19 protein-coding genes and 2 pseudogenes are annotated in these 18,867 nt (G+C 60.6%); 13 read left to right on the top strand and 8 right to left on the bottom strand.

Annotated features, from left to right (window positions below; all coding sequences use genetic code 11):
• Positions 1–140: 140 nt before the first annotated feature.
• Positions 141–341: a DUF2061 domain-containing protein gene (locus GA829_RS35025; RefSeq protein ID WP_195180336.1), complete on the bottom strand. Its 201-nt coding sequence runs from the start codon at positions 339–341 to the stop codon at positions 141–143.
• A 107-nt stretch (positions 342–448) separates the two neighbouring features.
• Between GA829_RS35025 and GA829_RS35020 the strand changes: the two genes are divergently transcribed.
• From GA829_RS35020 to GA829_RS35000, 5 genes and pseudogenes are all read left to right on the top strand, one after another.
• Positions 449–1,309 (top strand): helix-turn-helix domain-containing protein, encoded by an 861-nt coding sequence (locus GA829_RS35020; protein ID WP_195180335.1) that lies wholly within the window; start codon positions 449–451, stop codon positions 1,307–1,309.
• Positions 1,310–1,394: 85 nt separating this feature from the next.
• A complete protein-coding gene (locus GA829_RS35015) occupies positions 1,395–1,556 on the top strand; it encodes a hypothetical protein (RefSeq protein WP_195180514.1) in 162 nt (53 codons plus the stop codon).
• Positions 1,557–1,601: 45 nt separating this feature from the next.
• Positions 1,602–2,271: pseudogene (locus GA829_RS35010) on the top strand (IS6 family transposase).
• A gap of 122 nt (positions 2,272–2,393) precedes the next feature.
• Positions 2,394–3,575: a chromate efflux transporter gene (gene chrA / locus GA829_RS35005; protein ID WP_195180334.1), complete on the top strand. Its 1,182-nt coding sequence runs from the start codon at positions 2,394–2,396 to the stop codon at positions 3,573–3,575.
• The gene (locus GA829_RS35000; RefSeq protein ID WP_195180333.1) at positions 3,527–4,723 is read left to right on the top strand and encodes a flavin-containing monooxygenase; all 1,197 of its coding nucleotides are present in this window, start codon (positions 3,527–3,529) and stop codon (positions 4,721–4,723) included. The genes chrA and GA829_RS35000 overlap by 49 nt, the downstream gene beginning before the upstream one ends.
• Before the next feature lie 327 nt (positions 4,724–5,050).
• On the opposite strand, the gene GA829_RS34995 is transcribed toward GA829_RS35000, so the two are convergent.
• Both GA829_RS34995 and GA829_RS34990 read right to left on the bottom strand, forming a co-directional pair.
• Positions 5,051–6,334 carry an ATP-grasp domain-containing protein gene (locus tag GA829_RS34995; protein WP_195180332.1) on the bottom strand — a complete coding sequence of 428 codons (1,284 nt, stop codon included), beginning with the start codon at positions 6,332–6,334 and terminating at the stop codon, positions 5,051–5,053.
• A 69-nt stretch (positions 6,335–6,403) separates the two neighbouring features.
• Positions 6,404–6,820: a DUF305 domain-containing protein gene (locus tag GA829_RS34990; RefSeq protein ID WP_195180331.1), complete on the bottom strand. Its 417-nt coding sequence runs from the start codon at positions 6,818–6,820 to the stop codon at positions 6,404–6,406.
• A 217-nt stretch (positions 6,821–7,037) separates the two neighbouring features.
• Between GA829_RS34990 and GA829_RS34985 the strand changes: the two genes are divergently transcribed.
• The 3 genes from GA829_RS34985 to GA829_RS34975 are packed head-to-tail and all read left to right on the top strand — an operon-like array spanning position 7,038 to position 10,473.
• On the top strand, positions 7,038–9,515 hold the full coding sequence (locus tag GA829_RS34985; protein ID WP_195180330.1) for a heavy metal translocating P-type ATPase: 2,478 nt from the start codon (positions 7,038–7,040) through the stop codon (positions 9,513–9,515).
• Positions 9,516–9,523: 8 nt separating this feature from the next.
• On the top strand, positions 9,524–9,922 hold the full coding sequence (cueR, locus tag GA829_RS34980; RefSeq protein ID WP_195180329.1) for a Cu(I)-responsive transcriptional regulator: 399 nt from the start codon (positions 9,524–9,526) through the stop codon (positions 9,920–9,922).
• A 14-nt stretch (positions 9,923–9,936) separates the two neighbouring features.
• Positions 9,937–10,473 (top strand): c-type cytochrome, encoded by a 537-nt coding sequence (locus tag GA829_RS34975; protein ID WP_258052458.1) that lies wholly within the window; start codon positions 9,937–9,939, stop codon positions 10,471–10,473.
• Positions 10,474–10,540: 67 nt separating this feature from the next.
• Here the strand turns inward: GA829_RS34975 and GA829_RS34970 are convergent, their stop codons facing one another.
• Positions 10,541–11,254: a DinB/UmuC family translesion DNA polymerase gene (locus GA829_RS34970; RefSeq protein ID WP_195180327.1), complete on the bottom strand. Its 714-nt coding sequence runs from the start codon at positions 11,252–11,254 to the stop codon at positions 10,541–10,543.
• A gap of 99 nt (positions 11,255–11,353) precedes the next feature.
• Positions 11,354–11,590, bottom strand: a complete 237-nt coding sequence (locus GA829_RS34965; protein ID WP_195180326.1) for a Y-family DNA polymerase — start codon at positions 11,588–11,590, stop codon at positions 11,354–11,356.
• Positions 11,591–11,818: 228 nt separating this feature from the next.
• Between GA829_RS34965 and GA829_RS37450 the strand changes: the two genes are divergently transcribed.
• The 3 genes and pseudogenes from GA829_RS37450 to GA829_RS34955 all read left to right on the top strand — a co-directional run bounded on the left by GA829_RS37450 (position 11,819) and on the right by GA829_RS34955 (position 14,686).
• Positions 11,819–12,004, top strand: a complete 186-nt coding sequence (locus GA829_RS37450) for a hypothetical protein (RefSeq protein WP_308462371.1) — start codon at positions 11,819–11,821, stop codon at positions 12,002–12,004.
• Positions 11,992–13,146: a group II intron reverse transcriptase/maturase gene (gene ltrA / locus GA829_RS34960; protein ID WP_308462370.1), complete on the top strand. Its 1,155-nt coding sequence runs from the start codon at positions 11,992–11,994 to the stop codon at positions 13,144–13,146. The genes GA829_RS37450 and ltrA overlap by 13 nt, the downstream gene beginning before the upstream one ends.
• A 207-nt stretch (positions 13,147–13,353) precedes the next feature.
• A pseudogene (locus tag GA829_RS34955) lies at positions 13,354–14,686 on the top strand (IS1380 family transposase).
• A 398-nt stretch (positions 14,687–15,084) separates the two neighbouring features.
• Here the strand turns inward: GA829_RS34955 and ku are convergent.
• The 3 genes from ku to GA829_RS34940 form a co-directional block, all read right to left on the bottom strand.
• Positions 15,085–15,912 carry a non-homologous end joining protein Ku gene (ku, locus tag GA829_RS34950; protein ID WP_195180495.1) on the bottom strand — a complete coding sequence of 276 codons (828 nt, stop codon included), beginning with the start codon at positions 15,910–15,912 and terminating at the stop codon, positions 15,085–15,087.
• A gap of 335 nt (positions 15,913–16,247) precedes the next feature.
• A complete protein-coding gene (locus tag GA829_RS34945) occupies positions 16,248–16,850 on the bottom strand; it encodes a general stress protein (protein WP_195180325.1) in 603 nt (200 codons plus the stop codon).
• 24 nt (positions 16,851–16,874) lie between these two features.
• Positions 16,875–17,624, bottom strand: a complete 750-nt coding sequence (locus GA829_RS34940) for a DUF4142 domain-containing protein (RefSeq protein WP_195180324.1) — start codon at positions 17,622–17,624, stop codon at positions 16,875–16,877.
• Between the two features lie 421 nt (positions 17,625–18,045).
• Between GA829_RS34940 and tnpA the strand changes: the two genes are divergently transcribed.
• Both tnpA and tnpB read left to right on the top strand, forming a co-directional pair.
• A complete protein-coding gene (tnpA, locus tag GA829_RS34935; RefSeq protein WP_195180323.1) occupies positions 18,046–18,486 on the top strand; it encodes an IS66-like element accessory protein TnpA in 441 nt (146 codons plus the stop codon).
• Positions 18,470–18,823, top strand: a complete 354-nt coding sequence (tnpB, locus tag GA829_RS34930) for an IS66 family insertion sequence element accessory protein TnpB (protein ID WP_195180211.1) — start codon at positions 18,470–18,472, stop codon at positions 18,821–18,823. The genes tnpA and tnpB overlap by 17 nt, the downstream gene beginning before the upstream one ends.
• Positions 18,824–18,867 lie beyond the last annotated feature (44 nt).

The raw sequence follows: 18,867 nt of genomic DNA, 5'->3' as shown, positions 1-18,867 counted from the left end.
CAGAAAGAGGGAGATTTCGAGAAAGGCGATATGAACGGAACGACCGCTACGCTCGCGGTTTTGGCAACGACAGTACAAGCCTGGCGTTCCGATGATCTTCCGCAAGCCTCACCGAAATGACCGGAATTGGCAGGCGCGTATTACTGACGGCCCCAGCGGACCATCGCCCATAGGTTTTCATGCAAAACGTAACCCAGCGCCCCGATTGTCGCCGAGACCAGAGCCAACGTCCCGCCGACTCCCGCAGAGCCGGTGAAAATCGTGCCAAGCGCGGTCATCACCACCAACCCCATCAGTTGGTACGTGATTGCCTTGATGATGGTGCGCCGTTTCGTGTCCATTTCATTCCACTGCTATAAATGCTGCTGCATTGGCTATCACCTGAGCGGGCGGTGGAGAATTCGGTATTTCCGCTGCATTTTATCCCAATGGATGATAATGTCCCACAATGATTAGTAGAATCGACAAACGCGCTCGGACCGCCGCGTTTCGATCTCGCCTTGCCGCAGCGATGGCACTAGCCGAGATGTCGCAGAGTGGCCTGGCGCGAGCGACAGGGGCGGATCGCTCGACCATCTCGCAGCTTCTCGTCGCCGCCGAGCCGCGACTACCGAACGCGCATCTGGCTGCAGATTGCGCGCAGGCGCTCGGTGTCAGTAGCGACTGGTTGCTAAGCCTGACTGATCGGCCGGAACGCCCGGGTGAACTGCTCGACGCCGCAGTCAGCCTGAGCGAGGCATCGCGCACGGTAGTGGATGCGCAATTGCTTGCATGGCAGCGTGAGGCAGCCGGTTACAAGATCAGGCATGTGCCTGCCTCGATACCTGACTTCCTCAAAACCGAGGCCGTGATGCGCTGGGAATATGCCGCCTCGCTTGGCCAGACACCAGATCAGGCGATCGGTGCGATGCGCGATCGCGTGGCGGAACTGAACGCTGGTACGTCGGATTTCGAGCTGGCGATGTCAATCGGTGAGCTCGACGCGTTTGCCGCCGGTGCAGGCTATTGGCGCGGGCTTGGAGCAGAATTCCGGCGCGAGCAATTGGCGCTGCTGGCGGCGCGCTGCAAGGAGTACTATCCAACACTGCGCTTGTTCCTATTCGATGCGCGTCGGGTGTACAGTGCGCCCGTCACAGTGTTCGGGCCACTGGTTGGCGTGATTTATGTAGGGCGCTTCTATCTCGCCTTTCGCGAAGCCAGGCGGGTTCGTTCGTTGACGGAGCACTTCGATTGGCTGCTTCGCGAGGCGGAAATCGACGCGCGCGATGTGGCCCAGCATATTGCCAAGCTCCGCGACAGCATAGTGTGATGGATCTCTCCTTGATCGCCGCGCCGCAGCCACGCCCGCAAGCAGAGCCGGCCGCATGTAGAGTGGCAAGATCGGCTTTGCAGGTGTGGGCACACAGAACCACGCCTACCAGCTCTCCCGTACCCTGATGGTCCCAGTCACGCTGTTCCAGGTCGACGGTGAGTACGGCGTCCTGCCGAGCGCCGAGCTTGAGGACGGCGACATCCAGACGATCGCCGAGTTCGATCGTTGTGTTGCAAGGTTTTGATTACCAGCGCTTTGGCAAGCCCCTTCGACATTTCGGGAGGATCGAATGTTCAAGGGCCGCCAGTTCGACCAGTCGGTAATCCTGCTCTGCGTACGCTGGTACCTGGCCTACAGGCTGAGCTTGCGTGATCTGGAGGAGATGATGGCCGAGCGGGGCATCGCCGTCGACCACACGACTATTCACCGCTGGACCATTCGTTTCGCACCGCCATTGCTGGAGCGTTTCAACCGACGCAAGCGTAGCGTGACCAGCAATGGCATGTCGACGAGACCTACATCAAGGTCCGCAGCCAATGGATGTATCGCTATCGCGCCATCGACAGCGTCGGCGATACAGTTGAATTTTTCTTCAGCGAGCAGCGTGACCTGCCGTCGGCCAAGCGGTTCTTCAGAAAAGCGCTGGCACGTCACGGCCGGCCCGACCGCGTCGTTATCGACGGTAGCCAGACCAATCTGGAGGGCTGCAGGATGGCTCCCGGCGCAGGCTGAAGCCGATCCGGATCCGCAAGAGTAAATACCTGAATAATCGGATCGAACAGGACCACCGCCGCATCAAGCGGCGGGTACGACCAATGTTGGGCTTCAAGGCGTTCGCCGCTGCGGCCGCTACATTGGCCGGCATCGAGATGGTTCACATGATGCGAAAAGGACAAGGCCGCTTCGCCTTCAATCCAAATCCTTCGCTCAAGGAGCAATTTGAGGCGATCGCCACCTGAAATCCGCCAAGTGGACGATCTTCTCGCGCCTCCACCCAAGTTTGCAACAAAACCAAAGCAATCGCCTGCGCATTCCATCGAATATGCTATGCCTCCCTTCAAGGGGTATGTATTAGCGCCATATGCAGTCCAGTCGTTTGCTCGAAGTGTTTCTGGCCTTTCTTCGTCAGGGTTTGACCGCGTTCGGCGGTCCTGTTGCCCATTTGGGATATTTTCGCGCCGATTTCGTTGAACGGCGAAAATGGCTGACCGAAGCGACTTATGCGAACCTGGTCGCGATGTGCCAGTTTTTGCCCGGTCCCGCCTCCAGTCAGGTCGGGATGGCCATCGGTTTGCTGCGGGCAGGCTATGCGGGATTGCTCGCCGCATGGATCGGCTTCACGCTCCCGTCGGCCATCGCCATGACGCTGTTTGCCTACGGCGTCAGCCAATGGGGCGATATTGCCGGATCAGGCTCGCTCCATGGCCTCAAGGTCGCGGCTGTCGCCGTGGTCGCGCTCGCGGTCCTCGGCATGGCGCGGTCGCTGGCACCAGACCGCATGCGGGCATCTGTGGCGGTCGCCGGCGCCGTGCTTGTCACCGCCTTACCCGGAGCGTGGGGCCAGGTCTCCGCAATCATGATGGGAGGGCTGTTCGGTCTCATTTTTCTGCACCGCGAAGTCAGAAACGACATCGAGGATATGCCTGCATTCGGTTCCCGCTCTGTGGCCATTGGCGCCCTTGCCCTGTTCTTCGCGCTGCTCATCGGCCTGCCCTTCCTCGCGGCGGCCACGCACAACCAGGCCGTCCAGCTGGTGGCCGCATTCTTCAGGGCCGGGTCGCTGGTTTTTGGCGGCGGCCATGTCGTGCTGCCGCTGCTGCAAGCCGATGTCGTCGGCACCGGCTTGATGACCAATGATACCTTCCTGGCAGGTTACGGTGCGGCTCAAGCGGTGCCTGGGCCGCTGTTCACCTTCGCGGCCTATCTCGGCGCGATGGTCGGGGCGAATGGCAACGGATGGCTGGGGGCGGCCCTTTGCACCGTGGCGATATTTCTACCGTCGATGCTGCTCATCGTCGGCACCGTGCCGTTCTGGGATGCCTTGCGTCGCAAACCCATCGCGCAGGCCGTTCTGGCTGGGGTCAATGCTGCGGTCGTCGGGCTTCTGCTGGCAGCTCTATATTACCCGGTGTGGACCTCGGGGATTATGAATGAACGTGATTTCGTCCTTGCCGCCGTGGCCTTCCTGCTTCTATTCCTGTGGCGGTTCCCGCCATGGCTCGTCGTCATCCTGTGCGCGATCGGAGGCGCGGTGCTGGCGTGAAAGAAGCTGTCTTTGAGGGTGCTACAGTGATCGGCGCCGGCGCGGCGGGCTTGGCTGTCGCACATGCGCTGGTAAAGGCCGGGGTGGCGGTCCAGATCATCGAGAAGGAGGATGTCCTCGGTGAACCTTGGCGCAGGCGCCACAAGCACCTGCACCTGAATTCACACCGCGACCTGTCAACGCTTCCCGGCGTTGCCTATCCGGAGGGAACACCGGCCTTTCCCTCGAAACATGCGGTCATCCGTCATCTGAAGGAATTCACCGACACCCACAGGCTGCCGGTGGAGGCTGGTGTGGCCGTTGATGAGATCATGTTCAACGGCGATCATTGGGCCGTGCAGACCAACACCGGCTTCCGCCTGACCCGTCACGTCGTCGTCGCCACCGGGCGCGATCGACAGCCATACATTCCGGAGTGGAAAGGGACGATGGAATTCACCGGCCGGATCATCCATTCGGCGGATTTTGGAGATGCGAAGGACTACGTGGGGAAAAAGGTGCTTGTCGTCGGCGCCGGCAACTCGGGTTTCGATGCGCTCAACCACCTGGCGGGTGTCAATGCCACAAGAATCTGGTTGTCTGCGCGCACTGCCCCCGCGATCTTGCCCAAACGAATTGGGAAAATTGCAGTGCACAGGCTTTCGCCGATCATCGCCAGATTGCCATTGTGGCTCGCGGATGCGGTGATAACGGGCCTTCAGCGTATCGCCTTCGGCGACCTGCGAAGGCTCGGTATGGCGGTACCCTCCTCCGGCGGGGTGAGCCGCCTGGCCTCCGAAAACATCGCAATCGCGACTGATGATGGCGCCGTGCACGCCATCAAGAACGGGAAAATCATTGTGCTGCCGACGGTTCGTGAGTTTACCCGCGACAGCGTGATCCTGGCGGACGGGTCGTCAGTCTATCCGGATGTTGTGATCGCCGCGACCGGCTACAGGCCGGGGCTTGAGCACTTGGTCGGCAAACTTGGCGTCCTCGATGGTAGAGGCGTTCCGCTGTTCAATAGCGGCATGACTGATCCGAAATTGCCCGGCCTCTGGTTTACGGGAATGCGGCCCAACATTCGCGGCTGCTTTGCCAATGCACGGATTCAGGCGCACGCGATCGCCGCCAAAATCAGGAAGCTGGGACCACAGCCGCGAAGTTAGCCAGAGCGGCGAAATACGCGGCTAGCTGCATCGTAGAGCACAGTGCAGCCTCCATATGGTGCCGCCACCCAACTCTCTGACCAAAAAGCTGGTCGGTTTGGGTCAACTCTGGGACGAGACGCTATGGTAATGAAATCTACACCCTTGGTTGAGTACCAGCCATCCCAATGCGACTTTGATCAGGCTAGGGCCGGAGAGCGTCGCCAGTGCCCCGCAGGCGCCAAAACGTTGCAGTAGTAATGCGCCAAGGGAGGCACCGCCGCCTGGGCAATCAAGCTCGGCATGGCAAGTTAAATTGATCTTCGGGGACGGAGGGTGTCCGCATACTTAAACGACCAGCACCGGAGCAAAGCCGCCGCCGGGCGTCCTGAAATTTGTCGTCTGGCCCTGGTAGAGCCGCGCGGCCGCGAGCAGCATTCGGCCGTCATACGTGTAAAGCCGTACGTCCATTTTGCGTGTTGCGGGCGCGCCATCGATCTCGATCATGCGCTGCCCGGGTGAGGCAAAGTCCTGCGCGACATAGCCACCCTTGGCGATGTCGGCCCACACACCTTTGGTCACCTTGTCACCTCGGTAGACCGCTTTGCTGCCGTGGCCGGAGAGCGGCTTGAAAAACAGATCGTTGCGGTTTTTCCAAAGCGCATCCGCATTGTCGGGGGTGACCAGCACGGTGCGCGGAACACTGGCGAGCCGTAGGCGCATCTCTGGGGAAAGGCCAAAAGCCTCCAGAGCCTTCTGATCGGACAGCAGGGTCAGATTCCGCTTGTTGGCCAACAGCGCGTGGTTGTGCGGATTGGGCGTTACGACCACCGCACCGTCCTGATAAGCCGCCCTGAGCATTGCGTGTTCAGAACGGTCCAGTGCAAAATCTACCAGGCGATTGTAGACGAGGTCGATCTCGTGGCCATCAAGCCGCAGCTTGCCGCAATTGTATTGCAACTCGCTGGCATCGCCGGTCACGGCGTCGATGCCGTGCTTCAGCAGCAACTGCGTGGCCAGCACGAATTCAGGATAGAGGTATTGCTCCTCGGGCCGATCATCGACGATCGCGATCCGCCGCATTGGGTTTGCGCCGCGTTGGCGTCGCCATTCCTCCCTGAACATCGCGACGACGGAAATTTCGAAATCATTTTCGCGTATACCGATCAGCCGTTGCTCGACTTCAGCGCAGCAGGCCTTCTGGGCCTTGGCCAGTAATGCATTGAGGAAGGCACCACCGGCGTTGGTGTTCACTTCGATCAACTTCGGCCCATGGTCGTCCAGATGAAAATCGTAACCCATCAGCGCGCCCGCCGGACCAAAATCCCGTTGCGCGATTTCCGGTGCCCAGGCGAGGACTGCATCCCGGTAGCCCGACAACTTCGTCGTCGCTTCGATGGCAACGACGATCTCGCGCATCCCTTCGAGGGCGGAATGGGAGAGGAAGACCGGAACATTGGAAAACAGATGCGGCCGCGACTTCAAGAAATCTCTGCTGAAGTCGACATCGCCGGCCTCATGATCCAATGCAGCACGAAGCTTTGCCTGATCAAGGGTAATGCAGAAGCAATTTTGGTTGAGCCGGGCCGACCTCGGCTGGCCGACCCCCGTCAGATTGGAGGGCATGATCATCTCTCCTCCTTAGCAGCGATCGGCGATTCCCCGCAGGGCACCAGCGGCTTGTTGCATTGATTACAACGCCTACTTGGCATTGTCCTTAAGCCAGGCCGTCATGTCGGCAATTTCCTTGGTCTGGGCGGCGATGACCTTCTTGGCCGTTTCCTTTGACCAGTCATTTTTCCCATATTTCAGTTCGACGTTTGACATGTCGATGGCCCCTTGGTGATGAGCGATCATGCCGCAGATAAAGGCGACATCGGCATCCTTGTGCAGCATGCCCTGCATCATGTTCTTGTCCATCTGCATCATACCGGTCATGCCGGCCTTCTGATGTTCCTCTGTCATCATGTCTTGCATCATTTTGGAGTGGTCGGCCCCCATATCCATCGCCATGTTGCTCTTGCACACCTCGGGAAACGTGCTTTCCTCGGCCGAAGCCAAGGTTGCAAACGCAGACAACATGGCGCCGGTGACGACAGTCGCAATAAGCTTTTTCATGGAATTCTCCTTTGAACAGATTGGCCGGGCGACGGAACTGCCGCGCGGTGGTGTCCAGAGCATGCTCCTTCCACCAACTGGAAGGTCAAGTGAAAAGCACGCCGCTGTATGTTTATTGAATCCCGCGAGGTCAAACGCTTCACGATCCAATAATTCCCTTGACCTTCCAGTTACAGGAAGCCGTAGAGTCGGTGCAATCAACCGAAAGGGTTCGACCATGACGACACTCGTTCACGCGCCAGGAGCCGCGCAAAAAGCCACTTCGTTTATGGTCCGGGATCCCGTCTGCGGCATGACGGTGGACCCCAATGCCGGCAAACCGACAGTCGAACATGACGGGCACCGGTATCATTTCTGCAGCGCGTCGTGCCACGACAGGTTTGTCAAGGCGCCCGTAGACTTCATCGCCGCCACCGATCTGGTCTGCGGCATGAGCGTCGATCGGGCTACTGCAACGCACTTTACCCGACATGAAAGCAAAGGGTTTTATTTTTGCTCGCCCGGATGCCAAGGAAAGTTTGAAGCGACGCCGGAAAAATATCTCGGAGACCGGCCAGCTTCCGAACCGATGAAAAAGGGCACGCAGTACACCTGCCCAATGCATCCGCAAATCATCAGGGATCAGCCTGGTTCATGCCCGATCTGCGGCATGGCCTTGGAGCCCATGGGCGTGCCGACAAGTGACGAAGGCCCGAACCCGGAGTTGATCGACTTTACCCGCCGCCTTTGGATCAGCGCGGTGCTGTCAACTCCCCTGCTTATCATCACGATGGGTCCAATGGTCGGCCTCCCTTTCCGCGACTGGATTGGTGAGCCGTTGGCAAGCTGGCTGGAACTGGCCTTGTCGACCCCGGTCGTTGTCTGGGCCGCCATACCGTTTTTCCACCGGGGTTATGAATCCGTCGTCAATCGCTCTCCCAATATGTGGACGCTGATCTCGCTCGGTGTTGGCGCGGCCTATAGCTACAGCCTCGTCGCGACCCTGTTTCCGGCGATCTTCCCGGCATCCTTCCTGGGCCACGGCGGCACGGTACCGACCTACTTCGAGGCAGCTTCCGTCATCGTAGCGCTGATCTTCCTGGGCCAGGTGCTTGAGCTGAGAGCCCGTGAGCGCACCGGTTCGGCGATCCGCGCCCTGCTTGATCTTGCCCCAAAGACTGCACGCCGCATCACAGCGGATGGCTCGGAAGAGGATGTCCCGTTGGACCAGGTGCAGGCCGGTGACCTGCTCCGCATCCGTCCGGGCGACAGCATCCCGGTCGATGGCATCGTGGTGGAGGGCCGTTCGTCGCTCGACGAATCCATGATCACTGGCGAGCCTGTTCCGCTGGAGAAGACCAAAGGTGACCCTCTTACAGGCGGTACGCTCAACAAGAATGGCACACTCATCATGCGCGCCGAGAAGATCGGCGCCGACACGATGCTCGCCAAGATCGTCGAGATGGTGGCCAAGGCACAACGGTCCCGCGCCCCGATTCAGGGGCTGGCCGACCGGGTATCCTTTTACTTCGTCCCGACCGTCGTGCTGGTGGCAGTTGTGGCGTTCGCGACGTGGGCGATAGTCGGCCCGCAGCCCAGCATGGCCTATGCGATCGTGGCAGCCGTATCGGTTCTAATCATTGCATGCCCATGCGCTTTAGGCCTGGCCACGCCGATGTCGATCATGACGGCCGCTGGCCGGGGCGCCCAGGCCGGGGTTCTGATCAAGGATGCCGAGGCGCTGGAGCGGTTCGCCGCAGTCGATACCCTGATCGTCGACAAGACCGGCACATTGACCGAAGGAAGCCCGAAATTGACCGATGTGATACCCGCCGCAGGGGTCGATGAGGCCGAGTTGCTCGGTCTTGCCGCAAGCCTTGAGCAGGGGTCGGAACATCCGCTCGCCGAAGCGATCGTGGGAGGTGCGAAGGAGCGTGGTGCCAAGATCAGCGCGACAACCGGCTTTGAAGCCGTCACCGGCAAGGGAGTGAGCGGCATCGTTGCTGGCAAGACCGTTGCGCTCGGCAATCAGGCGATGATGGACGACGCCAAAGTCGACTTGGCGGCCCTTTCCGTCCAGGCCGACGCCCTGCGCTCGGAGGGCAAGACCGCCATGTATGTGGCGATCGGCGGCAAGCTGGGCGGCATTGTCGCTGTTGCGGACCCGGTGAAGGCGACATCGAAGGAAGCGATCCGCGCGCTTCGCGAGAGCGGGCTTAGGATCATTATGGCAACTGGCGACAATGAGCGCACGGCAAGGGCCGTGGCTTCAAAGCTGGGCATTGACGACATCCGTGCCGGAGTGTTGCCCGAGGATAAGAAAACGCTGATCGACGATTTGAAGGCAAAGGGCGCGAAGGTCGCCATGGCGGGCGACGGGGTGAATGATGCGCCGGCGCTCGCGGCCGCCGACGTCGGCATTGCCATGGGTACGGGGGCGGATGTCGCGGTGGAGAGCGCCGGCATCACCTTAGTTAAAGGCGATCTGAACGGTCTGGTCCGGGCAAGAACCCTGTCGCAGGCTACTATCCGCAATATCAAGGAGAACCTGTTCTTCGCTTTCTTCTACAACGTGCTTGGCGTTCCCGTGGCCGCAGGCGTGCTTTATCCCGTGTTTGGGACGATGCTATCCCCTATGCTTGCAGCGGCGGCGATGAGCCTGTCGTCTGTCTCCGTCATCGGGAACGCGCTGCGGCTCCGCACCCTGAAATTGTGAGGTCAGAGATGAATATCGGCGATGCAGCTGAGCTATCGGGCCTTCCGGCCAAAACCATCCGTTACTACGAGGATATCGGCCTCCTGAAGCCCGATCGCGCCGGTAACGGCTACCGTGACTATAGCGTCAAGGACGTGCACCAGTTGTGCTTCCTGCAACGGTCGCGCAGCCTTGGTTTCTCGGTCGATGAGTGTCGCCAGTTGCTGTCGCTCTATCAGGACAAAGACCGTGAGAGTGCCGATGTAAAAGCCTTGGCGGAAGTGAAGCTCGTGGAAATCGACCGAAAAATCGCGGAGCTCGTTGGATTGCGCAAGCTCCTCCATCATCTCGTTGAAAACTGCCACGGCGACGACAGGCCGGATTGTCCGATCATCGACGATCTGGCGGGACAAGGCCTGGTTCAGTGAAACGAGCGGCGGCCGTGGCAATCTTTTCCCTTGCCTGCGCATCCGGCATCGCAGCGTCCCCATCGACCTCGCTAGAGGTCGTCACGTCCCGCCAAGCCTCGATGAAGGACATGGCCGCTGCGATCAGAACGATCGCCGGCATGTTCGGCGGCAAACTGGCCTATGATCCCACGACCTTCAAGGCGGCCGCCGATACGATCCGCGCGCGGACGGGAGCGGCCCTTATTGCTGAGTTTCCGAGTGGGACGCTGGGTCCGCCATCTGGAGCCAAGCTCAATATCGACCAGGAGCGCTCGGAATTTGAGGCCCTGGCTCGTCACTTCGGCACGTTAGCGGATGTATTGGCTGTGGACGCTGCACGGGCGCCTCCGACAATTACAAGCGACATGCGAATGGGTCCCGGCATGGTCACGGGCGGGGGCAGCCTTTTGGGCAAACGGCCTGGCGTAGCCGAGATCGCACCCGCCAAGCTTCCCGCCGAACACGTGCTGCACCTGATTTTGCAGGACTGCTCAAGTTGCCATGCGAAGTTCCGGGAGCGGACCCGCTGATCGCGCCGCTCCGTGTTTGTCGACAAGGAACCGCAAACATTTCTCCGATCACGCGGACAGGCACTCGTCAGGCCGCCACCTGCGGCAACTCATCCCAACGCGTTGTAAAACACCGCGATTTCCGGTCGAACTTGGTAGACCAGGACGGTTTCAGCCCCATTGCTGCCGGCACCAGCGTGTTCCGTCCAAAGCGCCGGTTCACCGCGTCCATCGCTATATTCAGCGCAGCTCTCTCGTCACGATCGATAACTGCCAGCAACGACGTCTGCACCATCATGATCGGCACCAGCTCGGTCAACATGATACCTGCCTTGGCGTAGCGGTATCCACTGCGCCACGCGGAGGCGGCCGCCTCCGTCGCAGCGGCGATCAATTCCAGGGTATCGTCGGTCGGCTCCAAGAACGCTAGCGCCTGTCCGGTATGGCTCCATGTGTCGCCATTGAACTTGTTGGTGTGCATGAACACCAAGCCCTGAACGGCACACAGCCCGTGTCGGCGCAGTTTCTCGGCCGCGCGCGTGGCATAGGCCGCCACCGCCTGCTGCATCTCCACGAGCGACGTCACCGGCCGGCCGAAGCTCCGCGTCACGGCAATGCCCTTCTGACCTGCCGGCAGGGATTCCAGCGCCAGACAGGAGATCCCGTTCAGTTCATGAATCATGCGCTCGCCGACTACGGTGAGCAGCTGACGGCCGCGCTTTGGCTCGAGGGCGCGCAGCTGCCCTACTGTCTCCACGCGGATCGCCTTCAGCTTGGCGGCCGCTGCGGCGCCTACACCCATAATGCGCCCACCGGCGTCGCCGGCAGGTATTTCTCCCGTGTCGCCAGGTCGCTGAAATCACAGACCCCGTTGAGCTCCGGATGGTTCTTCGCGGTGCGGTTAGCAAGTTTGGCCAAGCGTCTTGGTCGGTCCGATGCCGACGCAGGTAGGGATGCCGGTCCAGGTCCGGACGGTTTGCCTGAGCTTCTGCCCGTAGGCGACGTAGTCTCCGCCGCCCAAGCCGGTGATGTCGAGGAAGCTCTCGTCGATCGAGTAGACCTCAACTTCGGGAGCAAACTGATGGTAGACCCGCCTGAATTTCGGGGAAGGCCGCGCGAACGGGGAAGCAATCGACATGTGCACCCGTTCGATCCGCCGGGGTAATGGGCACGGCACGTCGGAAGGGTGATGCGGGTAACGGGGGAGACCCGCTCGGCATGAGGGTAGCGGCCTCAACGCAGCCGTCAGGACGGCGGTGCCGGTGGGAGTCGGACAGGGTCATAATACCGCTGAAGCCGGGTAATGCCGGTGGAGGGAAGGGCCCTGACTTCTGGTGTGCTTTCGAAGTTGGTGAGGAGGGGGGGATTGGCGATGCGCCTCGAAACACCCGAAAAGATCAGGAACCTGCAGAGGAAGCTGTATCGTAAGGCGAAGGCGGAGCCCGTTTTCCGCTTCTACGTGCTCTACGACAAGATCTGCCGTGAGGACATGCTGCGCCATGCTATGCGCTGGCCCGCGCAAATGCGGGTTCGCCGGGCATGGACGGCGTGACATTCGCGAAGATCGAGGCGGAAGGCGCGGAGAGGTGGCTGGCGGGCCTGCGCGAGGAACTTGTCTCGAAGACCTACCGGCCGCAGCCGGTGCGACGGGTGATGATCCCGAAGCCGGGGGGCGGCGAACGTCCGCTCGGCATCCCGACCATTCGGGACCGGGTGGTTCAGACCGCCGCCAAGCTGGTGCTGGAACCGATATTCGAGGCGGACTTCGAGGATGGTGCCTATGGCTATCGGCCCAGACGCAGTGGGACCGACGCAATCAAGGAAGTGCACCGGCTTGTCTGCCGGGGCTACACGGACGTGGTAGACGCCGATTTGTCGAAATACTTCGACACGATTCCGCATTCGGACCTCCTCAAATCGGTGGCCCGGCGCATTGTCGACCGGCAGGTGCTGCGGCTGATCAAGCTGTGGCTGAAAGCGCCGATCGAAGAGCGGGACGGTGACGGGAAACGGCACGTGAGCGGTGGTAAGAGCAGCACGCGCGGCACGCCGCTAGGTGGGGTCGCAAGCCCGCTGCTATCGGTCATCTACATGAACCGGTTCCTGAAACATTGGCGGCTCACCGGACGCGGCGAGGCGTTCCGTGCGCATATCATCTCTTATGCCGATGACTTCGTCATCCTCAGCCGCGGGCACGCGGACGAGGCGCTGGCGTGGACACGTTCGGCGATGATGAAACTCGGGCTGACGCTGAACGAGGCGAAGACCTCGCTGAAGGATGCCCGCACGGAGCCTTTCGACTTCCTTGGCTATACGTTCGGACCTAACCGCTACCGGAAAGACGGCCATTGGTACCTGGGTGCGAGCCCATCCAAGAAGAGCGTGCAACTGATCAAAACGAAGATTGGCGATCACTTGGTAAACGGCAACAAAGAGCCGTGGCCCGTGGTCTGCACCCGGCTGAACAGGCTTCTGCGCGGCTGGTCAGGCTACTTTGGCTATGGAACACGCTTGCCGGCCTATCGAGCGGTCGACAACCACGTCTATGACCGTGTTCGCGCCTTCCTGCGCAAACGGCACAAGGTGCAGGGACGCGGCACACAGCGTTTCTCCGACGACATTGTCTTCGGAAAACTTGGTGTCCTGCGTCTTCGACGCGTGCACATTGGACCGCCGCCGCGTGCCTCACGATGAAACCAGTCGGAAAGCCGGATGCGGGAAATCCGCACGTCCGGTTTGATGAGCGGGGAAGGGAAACGGAGCGATGCCAACACGGCCCAAGCCACCGCGCCCTTCCTCGACTCTACCGGCGGGTTGGCGGATGTGGCGCAAGCCGTTGAAATAACGTAGGATTTGGTTGCTTAGTCCTATCCGCGCCATTTCCCGGAGACCACACCCGCCATGAATGATCCTACGCTGCCACTGACGGGTTTGTCATCTGTCCGCGGCAAGTCCGTCGTCGCCCGTTTTGACGGCGGCATGCTGTCCTCGAACAGTGGTGTTCTGGCTCTGGCCGAGGTGGAAAAGCGGCTGCGTGTGGCCGAGCATCTGGCGCGGTGCATCGATGATCCGCGCTGCCCGGAACAGATCATCCATAGCGTGGCCGATATGATCGGGTTCCGTATGAAGATGATTGCCGCCGGCTACGAGGATGGCAACGACGCCAACCGGCTGCGCTGCGATCCGGTCTTCAAGATGGCCCAGGATGTCCTGCCTTCGGGTCGGGATCTGGCCTCCCAGTCGACGATGTGCCGGCTGGAGAACCTGCCTGGCGTGCGGGAACTGGTCGTTATGGGCCGTGCGATGGTCGACCTTTATTGCGCTTCCTTTTGCCAGGTTCCGAAGCGGATCGTGCTCGACATTGACGACACTTTTGACGCGGTGCATGGCGGCCAGCAGCTCCGCCTGTTCCCCATCACGACGAATACGGCTTCCAGCCGATTGTTGTGTTCTATGACGACGGCCGGTTCGTCGGTGCGGTCCTGCGACCAGCGAAGCGGCCGAGCGGGGCAGAAATCCGCCCCCACCTGCGCCGCCTGGTGCGGGCGATCCGGAGCAATTGGCCGAACACCCGGATCCTGATCCGGGCCGACAGCCACTATTGTAGTGCGCTGGTCATCGACTGGTGCCGCGCCAACGGTATCGACTTCATCCTCGGCGTGGCGCCCGCCACGACCCTGCGCAAGCATGTCGAGGATCTGGAGATCAGCACGACGGCGCGCTTTGAAGCGCCGAAGACGAACAAGGTCCGCAGGTTCAAGGAGTTCGTTGACGGTGCCGCCAGCTGGAGCCGCGTCGAGCGCATCATCGCCCGCGTCGAGGTCGGCGCCCAAGGTGCCGATACCCGCTTCATCGTCCCAATCTTGCAGGTGGCAAGGCCAAGGCACTCTACGAGGATGTCTACTGCCGGCGCGGCGCTGCCGAGAACCACATCAAGTCCTGGAAGACGCATCTCGCCGCCGACCGCACATCCTGCACAAGAGCGACGGCCAACCAGTTCCGGTTGTTCCTGCATGCAGGCGCCTATTGGCTGATGTGGGGCTTGCGCGCTGCGATGCCGAAACGCTCGAGCTTTGCCGTCGCCCAATTCGACACGCTGCGATTGCGCCTCATCAAGATCGCCGCGCGGGTGGTCGAGATGAAAACCCAAATCCGCCTGCACCTGCCGTCATCCTGCCCCGACCAGCGTATTCTGCGCATCGTCCTCGATCGCATCCCCCAACTCGCGACATAAACGACGGGGCGCAGACGTCCCGAAACAACCCGCCGACCGCAACCTGCAAACCCCGCCTACCATCACGACGGATCATCGCCGGCGCCCGACGAGGCTTGTCAGAATGCACCCCGAGGGCGGCCAGATCGCCGATGCAGGCCGCCGAAAGCCGATCGCCGTGCATCAAGCGGGTTAGAAAGGCAACCCCCGCCAGTTCGAGCGCCGCTCTCATCTCAAGAAGCATGTCGCTGGCGGGAATGCGCTTACCCTTTTCGAAATCGCGAACCGTACTCGCTGAGCTGCGCTTTGGCGCCAAGTCTCGCTTGTGACCAGCCCAGCAGAGCTCGCGCGGCTCGGCATTGCTCCGAAGTCAACTGGGTCACGAATTTCTCCTCAGACGGCACTCTGCTCGTTTTGGTTTAGGCGCTCTTGCGCTTCGTCGCGGCGCTCTTCTTGGGAGGCGACGATCCCTCCTGTTGCAGACTCTTCTTGAGGATCTCGGCCAGGTTGATGACGTTCTCCTTCGGCTTTGGTGCCGCCTTTGGTGGTGCCTTGCCCTTCCGCTTCGCATCGATCATGGCAATCAGCGCATCCTCGTAGGTGTCCTCGAATTTCGAGGGATCGAAAGTGGTCACCTTTTTGTCGATGAGCATGCCTGCGATTTCCAGCAACTCGGGATCGTACTTCGCCTTGGTCAAACCATCGAAGACACTCTCCTCGGAAACCATCTCATTGTGGTTTCGCAGCTCTGTCATCACCATGCCCTTGCCATAGGGCTGGATCAGCACTTCGCGGCCGCGCTGATAGAGCACGATGCAGGAGCGCGCGGCGACGCCCTTGTTCTTCATCGCATCGCGAATGACGCCATAGGCCTCGACCGCCGCCCCGTCAGCCGGAATAAGGTAGTAGGGTTTTTCGAGATATCGAGTATCGATCTGGTCGATCGCCACGAACTCACCGACCTCAAGTGTGTGATCCGACGTTAGCTTCAGCGCCTTGATGTCGTCGGGCTCGATCTGCAGGAATTCATCCTTTGAGACTTCGAACCCCTTGACTTGGTCTTCCGAGTCTACCGTTTTCCCCGTCTTCTCGTCGGCATACACGCTCTTAACGGGAAGTCCGTCCTTGCGGTTCAGGATCTTGAAGTGGATCTTGGACGCCTCGCTCGTGGCGCCGACAATTTTGACGCCGCACGTAACCGAACCGACCTTCAAGAAGCCTTTCCACACAGCGCGAGGCGCAACCATCATGTTCATCCTATTTCCGTCTGGGCAAACGGCGCTCCGTCCAAATGGTTCCTCTATCGTGCGGTCGGCTTATGAAACATCGCTCAGGTTGACCGCACCTGTACAGCAAGATGTCGCCGGCAAGCCGGGCAACGCCTTAGCCCATCCGGCTTCGCAAAACGCTCTGCTCACACATCGTGAGCGGAAAAGTCGAGGTCGCTGCGTGGCGAACCTTCGGGTCAATCACAAGCTTGTGGTTCAGGCCTTTCCGCTATGGCCATCGGTCAGTCATCGAACACGCTCTTCACGAACTTCAAGGGACGGCCTCGCCACCTATGGCGGCGAGGCCCCGTATGTCAGACCCGGTTCACATCGCGTGGGCGGTCACGCCCAATGTCATTCGAGGTGTAGTCGTCAGCGTCGGCGTCAAAGCCGGTCCATCCGCCGGCCTGGTACTCGCCACGACGTTCTTCAAGATTTACCGACTTCGTCTGCCCGAGGATCCGCTCAGCCGCGGTCACCAATTGGTCCTCGACCTTGGCGGTAACCAACGTGCCACCGCGGCGCACGCCCTCGGCGTAGACATGGGCATCCGTTTCAGAAACGCCGGAATCAGTAAGGGCTCCGACGATGCCGCCAGCCGCGCCACCTACCACCGCGCCGCCAACGGCACCGACCGCAGTGGCAGCGAGCCACCCGGCAGCCACCACAGGACCGACTCCTGGAATGGCCATGAGGCCAAGTCCTGTAAGCAGGCCGCCTGCGCCGCCGACAAGAGCACCGAGGCCGGCTCCTCCGGCGGCGTCGTCCGCCGCCTTGGAGCCGTCAACAGCGTGACGGTTGTCCATGTTGTTGGCAACGATGCTGATGTCCGAATGCGGAACACCGCTAGCTTCCAGTTCGCCGACGGCATCGGAAGCGTCGTTGTAGTTGTCGAACAATCCGGTTACGGTTTTCATGATTTGATCTCCTGGATTTCAGTTTCAGTTCGTGCCGGCAACGACGTTGCCCTTGTAGTCCAGAGCGACGGTCGTGTTCTTGCCGTCCTTGGTCGCCTGGCCGCGCCAGATGCCCTGGTCATCCTTGGTCAGCTTCGACACATCCGCGAAGCCAGCACCCTGGATCCGGTCCTTGGCCTGGTCTTCCGTGAAGCTGTTTGCGCCGGCAAGCGGAGGGGTGGGATCGGGTGTGTCACCAACGGTGGTCTTGGGCGTCGCCGAACTTGACGATTGGCGGTCCATAGTCGCCGCGATTTTCTCGATCATCTCCTGGTGCATCTTGAGTGTCGGCACCGTCTGCTGAGCGAACGTCTTCAACTCGGCGTTGTCGCCATCCTGGGCGTAGCTCTCGAACAACGCCACCGCATCCTTATGCGCGGCTCGCTGCATCGCGACGTAGGGTGTGTCGATCGGATCCTTGCCGTTTTTCAGAGTGTCGACATCACCCTTGCTTTTGGCGTCCAGTTCCTTGGGAACCGTAAGCTTCTGCTCGCCGGCGATCGTCTCAAGTTTGGCATTGGCCGCCCCGTGATCGTCGATCATCTTGTGTGCGAAATCCTTGACGCTCTGATCCCGGACTTTGCTCTCGGCAACCTTGCTCGAATCCACCTCGAACATACCGCCTGCAGCGGCCTTGTTGACGAATTCCTGCGCGCTGTCGGCAGCAAGTGCGGGCAGGGCAAAAGTCATAGCTGTCGCGGTGGCCAGTGTGGCCAAGAGTAGGCGGGCTTTCATGAGGTGATCCTTTTTAATGCACACATGTGCTGAGGACCTAATCTGCGGGGGGGACCTTTGTTCCGGCCAAAAGGCAATAAAGCGACACCTCTGCAGGAAAGTCGTGAGCGTAAGCTACGAGGGGCGGCACTGTCCGATATCTGCTTGGAAGGACTTGGATTGAAGCGCTAAGCCCTTCGCGCTGGACGCGATACAGACCGGGCGCGCCAACGATCGACAAGCATCGACGGCGCTGACGATTTCACTCCCGAACCTCTAGCAATTCGATAAGCGCGCGGAACGAAACGATCCTCCTGTAGTTGAGCGTCGTCGCAGGAGGAAATTTACCATGGCCAAAGCACCGTAAGCGCGCAAATCCCCGCACCTGTTCATTGATCAGGCAGTGAGGGAGTCTGTGTCCACAAGGGAGACAGTGGACACAATGACATTGGATGGCACGGGAATATCAGGGCAGCTTCGGGTCGTGCGGGTTCTTCGCAACGGCAAGCGACGGTTTGATCCGGTTGAGAAGGAACGCTTGATCGATGCGGCCCTTGAGCCGGGGGTATCGGTTGCAGGGCTGGCGCTGGAGCATGGGGTCAACGCCAATCAGTTGCGCAATTGGGTCAAGCTGCGCCAGGACCAGCGGGCGGAGAACGCGTTGACGGTTCTGCCGGCCTGCGCGGCGTCGACCTTTATTCCAGTGGTCGAGGCAGCGCCGATTGCGCGGCCGCCGGCCACGACGGGTCGGCCGACATCGCCACGGGTGCGCTTGAAGGCGTCGCTGCCGAACGGGGTGCGGCTTGAGCTTGAAGGTGCGGATGCCCAGGCTCTATCGGCGATGATCGAAGCGTTGGGGCGTTGCGATGTTCCGGCTGGCTGATGATCTACGTGTCTATCTTCACCGGGAGCCGATCGACTTCCGGGCGGGGATCAACAGCCTTGCGATCCTGGTCGAGCAGTCGATGGGCCTCAACCCGTTCGATCGCGCGGTGTTCGCCTTCTGCAATCGCCGCCGCACCCGGATGAAATTACTATTCTTTGATCGGTCGGGCTTTGTGATGGTGCTGAAGGCGCTGACGGAAGACAAGTTCCGCTGGCCTCGGCGGCAGGAGACAGTGGTGCCGCTTGACGCCGAGCAATTGCACTGGCTGCTCGACGGCATTGATATCGACGCGATGGTCCGCCACCCGGTGCGGCAATATCAGTTTGTCGGCTGAATTTGGCCGTTGACGTTACGGCATGCTTCAGATTCAAGAATCCG

It is taken from the genome of Mesorhizobium sp. INR15 (assembly GCF_015500075.1).
Taxonomy (GTDB): domain Bacteria; phylum Pseudomonadota; class Alphaproteobacteria; order Rhizobiales; family Rhizobiaceae; genus Mesorhizobium.
This window is presented reverse-complemented; position numbering and strand designations above follow the sequence as displayed.

Coding starts and splice junctions, on each gene's coding strand:
- GA829_RS35025 (WP_195180336.1), bottom strand. CDS start 341: ATGGACACGAAACGGCGCACCATCATCAAGGCAATCACGTACCAACTG.
- GA829_RS35020 (WP_195180335.1), top strand. CDS start 449: ATGATTAGTAGAATCGACAAACGCGCTCGGACCGCCGCGTTTCGATCT.
- chrA (WP_195180334.1), top strand. CDS start 2,394: ATGCAGTCCAGTCGTTTGCTCGAAGTGTTTCTGGCCTTTCTTCGTCAG.
- GA829_RS35000 (WP_195180333.1), top strand. CDS start 3,527: ATGGCTCGTCGTCATCCTGTGCGCGATCGGAGGCGCGGTGCTGGCGTG.
- GA829_RS34995 (WP_195180332.1), bottom strand. CDS start 6,334: ATGATCATGCCCTCCAATCTGACGGGGGTCGGCCAGCCGAGGTCGGCC.
- GA829_RS34990 (WP_195180331.1), bottom strand. CDS start 6,820: ATGAAAAAGCTTATTGCGACTGTCGTCACCGGCGCCATGTTGTCTGCG.
- GA829_RS34985 (WP_195180330.1), top strand. CDS start 7,038: ATGACGACACTCGTTCACGCGCCAGGAGCCGCGCAAAAAGCCACTTCG.
- cueR (WP_195180329.1), top strand. CDS start 9,524: ATGAATATCGGCGATGCAGCTGAGCTATCGGGCCTTCCGGCCAAAACC.
- GA829_RS34970 (WP_195180327.1), bottom strand. CDS start 11,254: ATGGGTGTAGGCGCCGCAGCGGCCGCCAAGCTGAAGGCGATCCGCGTG.
- GA829_RS34965 (WP_195180326.1), bottom strand. CDS start 11,590: ATGTCGATTGCTTCCCCGTTCGCGCGGCCTTCCCCGAAATTCAGGCGG.
- ltrA (WP_308462370.1), top strand. CDS start 11,992: ATGGACGGCGTGACATTCGCGAAGATCGAGGCGGAAGGCGCGGAGAGG.
- ku (WP_195180495.1), bottom strand. CDS start 15,912: ATGGTTGCGCCTCGCGCTGTGTGGAAAGGCTTCTTGAAGGTCGGTTCG.
- GA829_RS34945 (WP_195180325.1), bottom strand. CDS start 16,850: ATGAAAACCGTAACCGGATTGTTCGACAACTACAACGACGCTTCCGAT.
- GA829_RS34940 (WP_195180324.1), bottom strand. CDS start 17,624: ATGAAAGCCCGCCTACTCTTGGCCACACTGGCCACCGCGACAGCTATG.
- tnpA (WP_195180323.1), top strand. CDS start 18,046: ATGACATTGGATGGCACGGGAATATCAGGGCAGCTTCGGGTCGTGCGG.
- tnpB (WP_195180211.1), top strand. CDS start 18,470: ATGTTCCGGCTGGCTGATGATCTACGTGTCTATCTTCACCGGGAGCCG.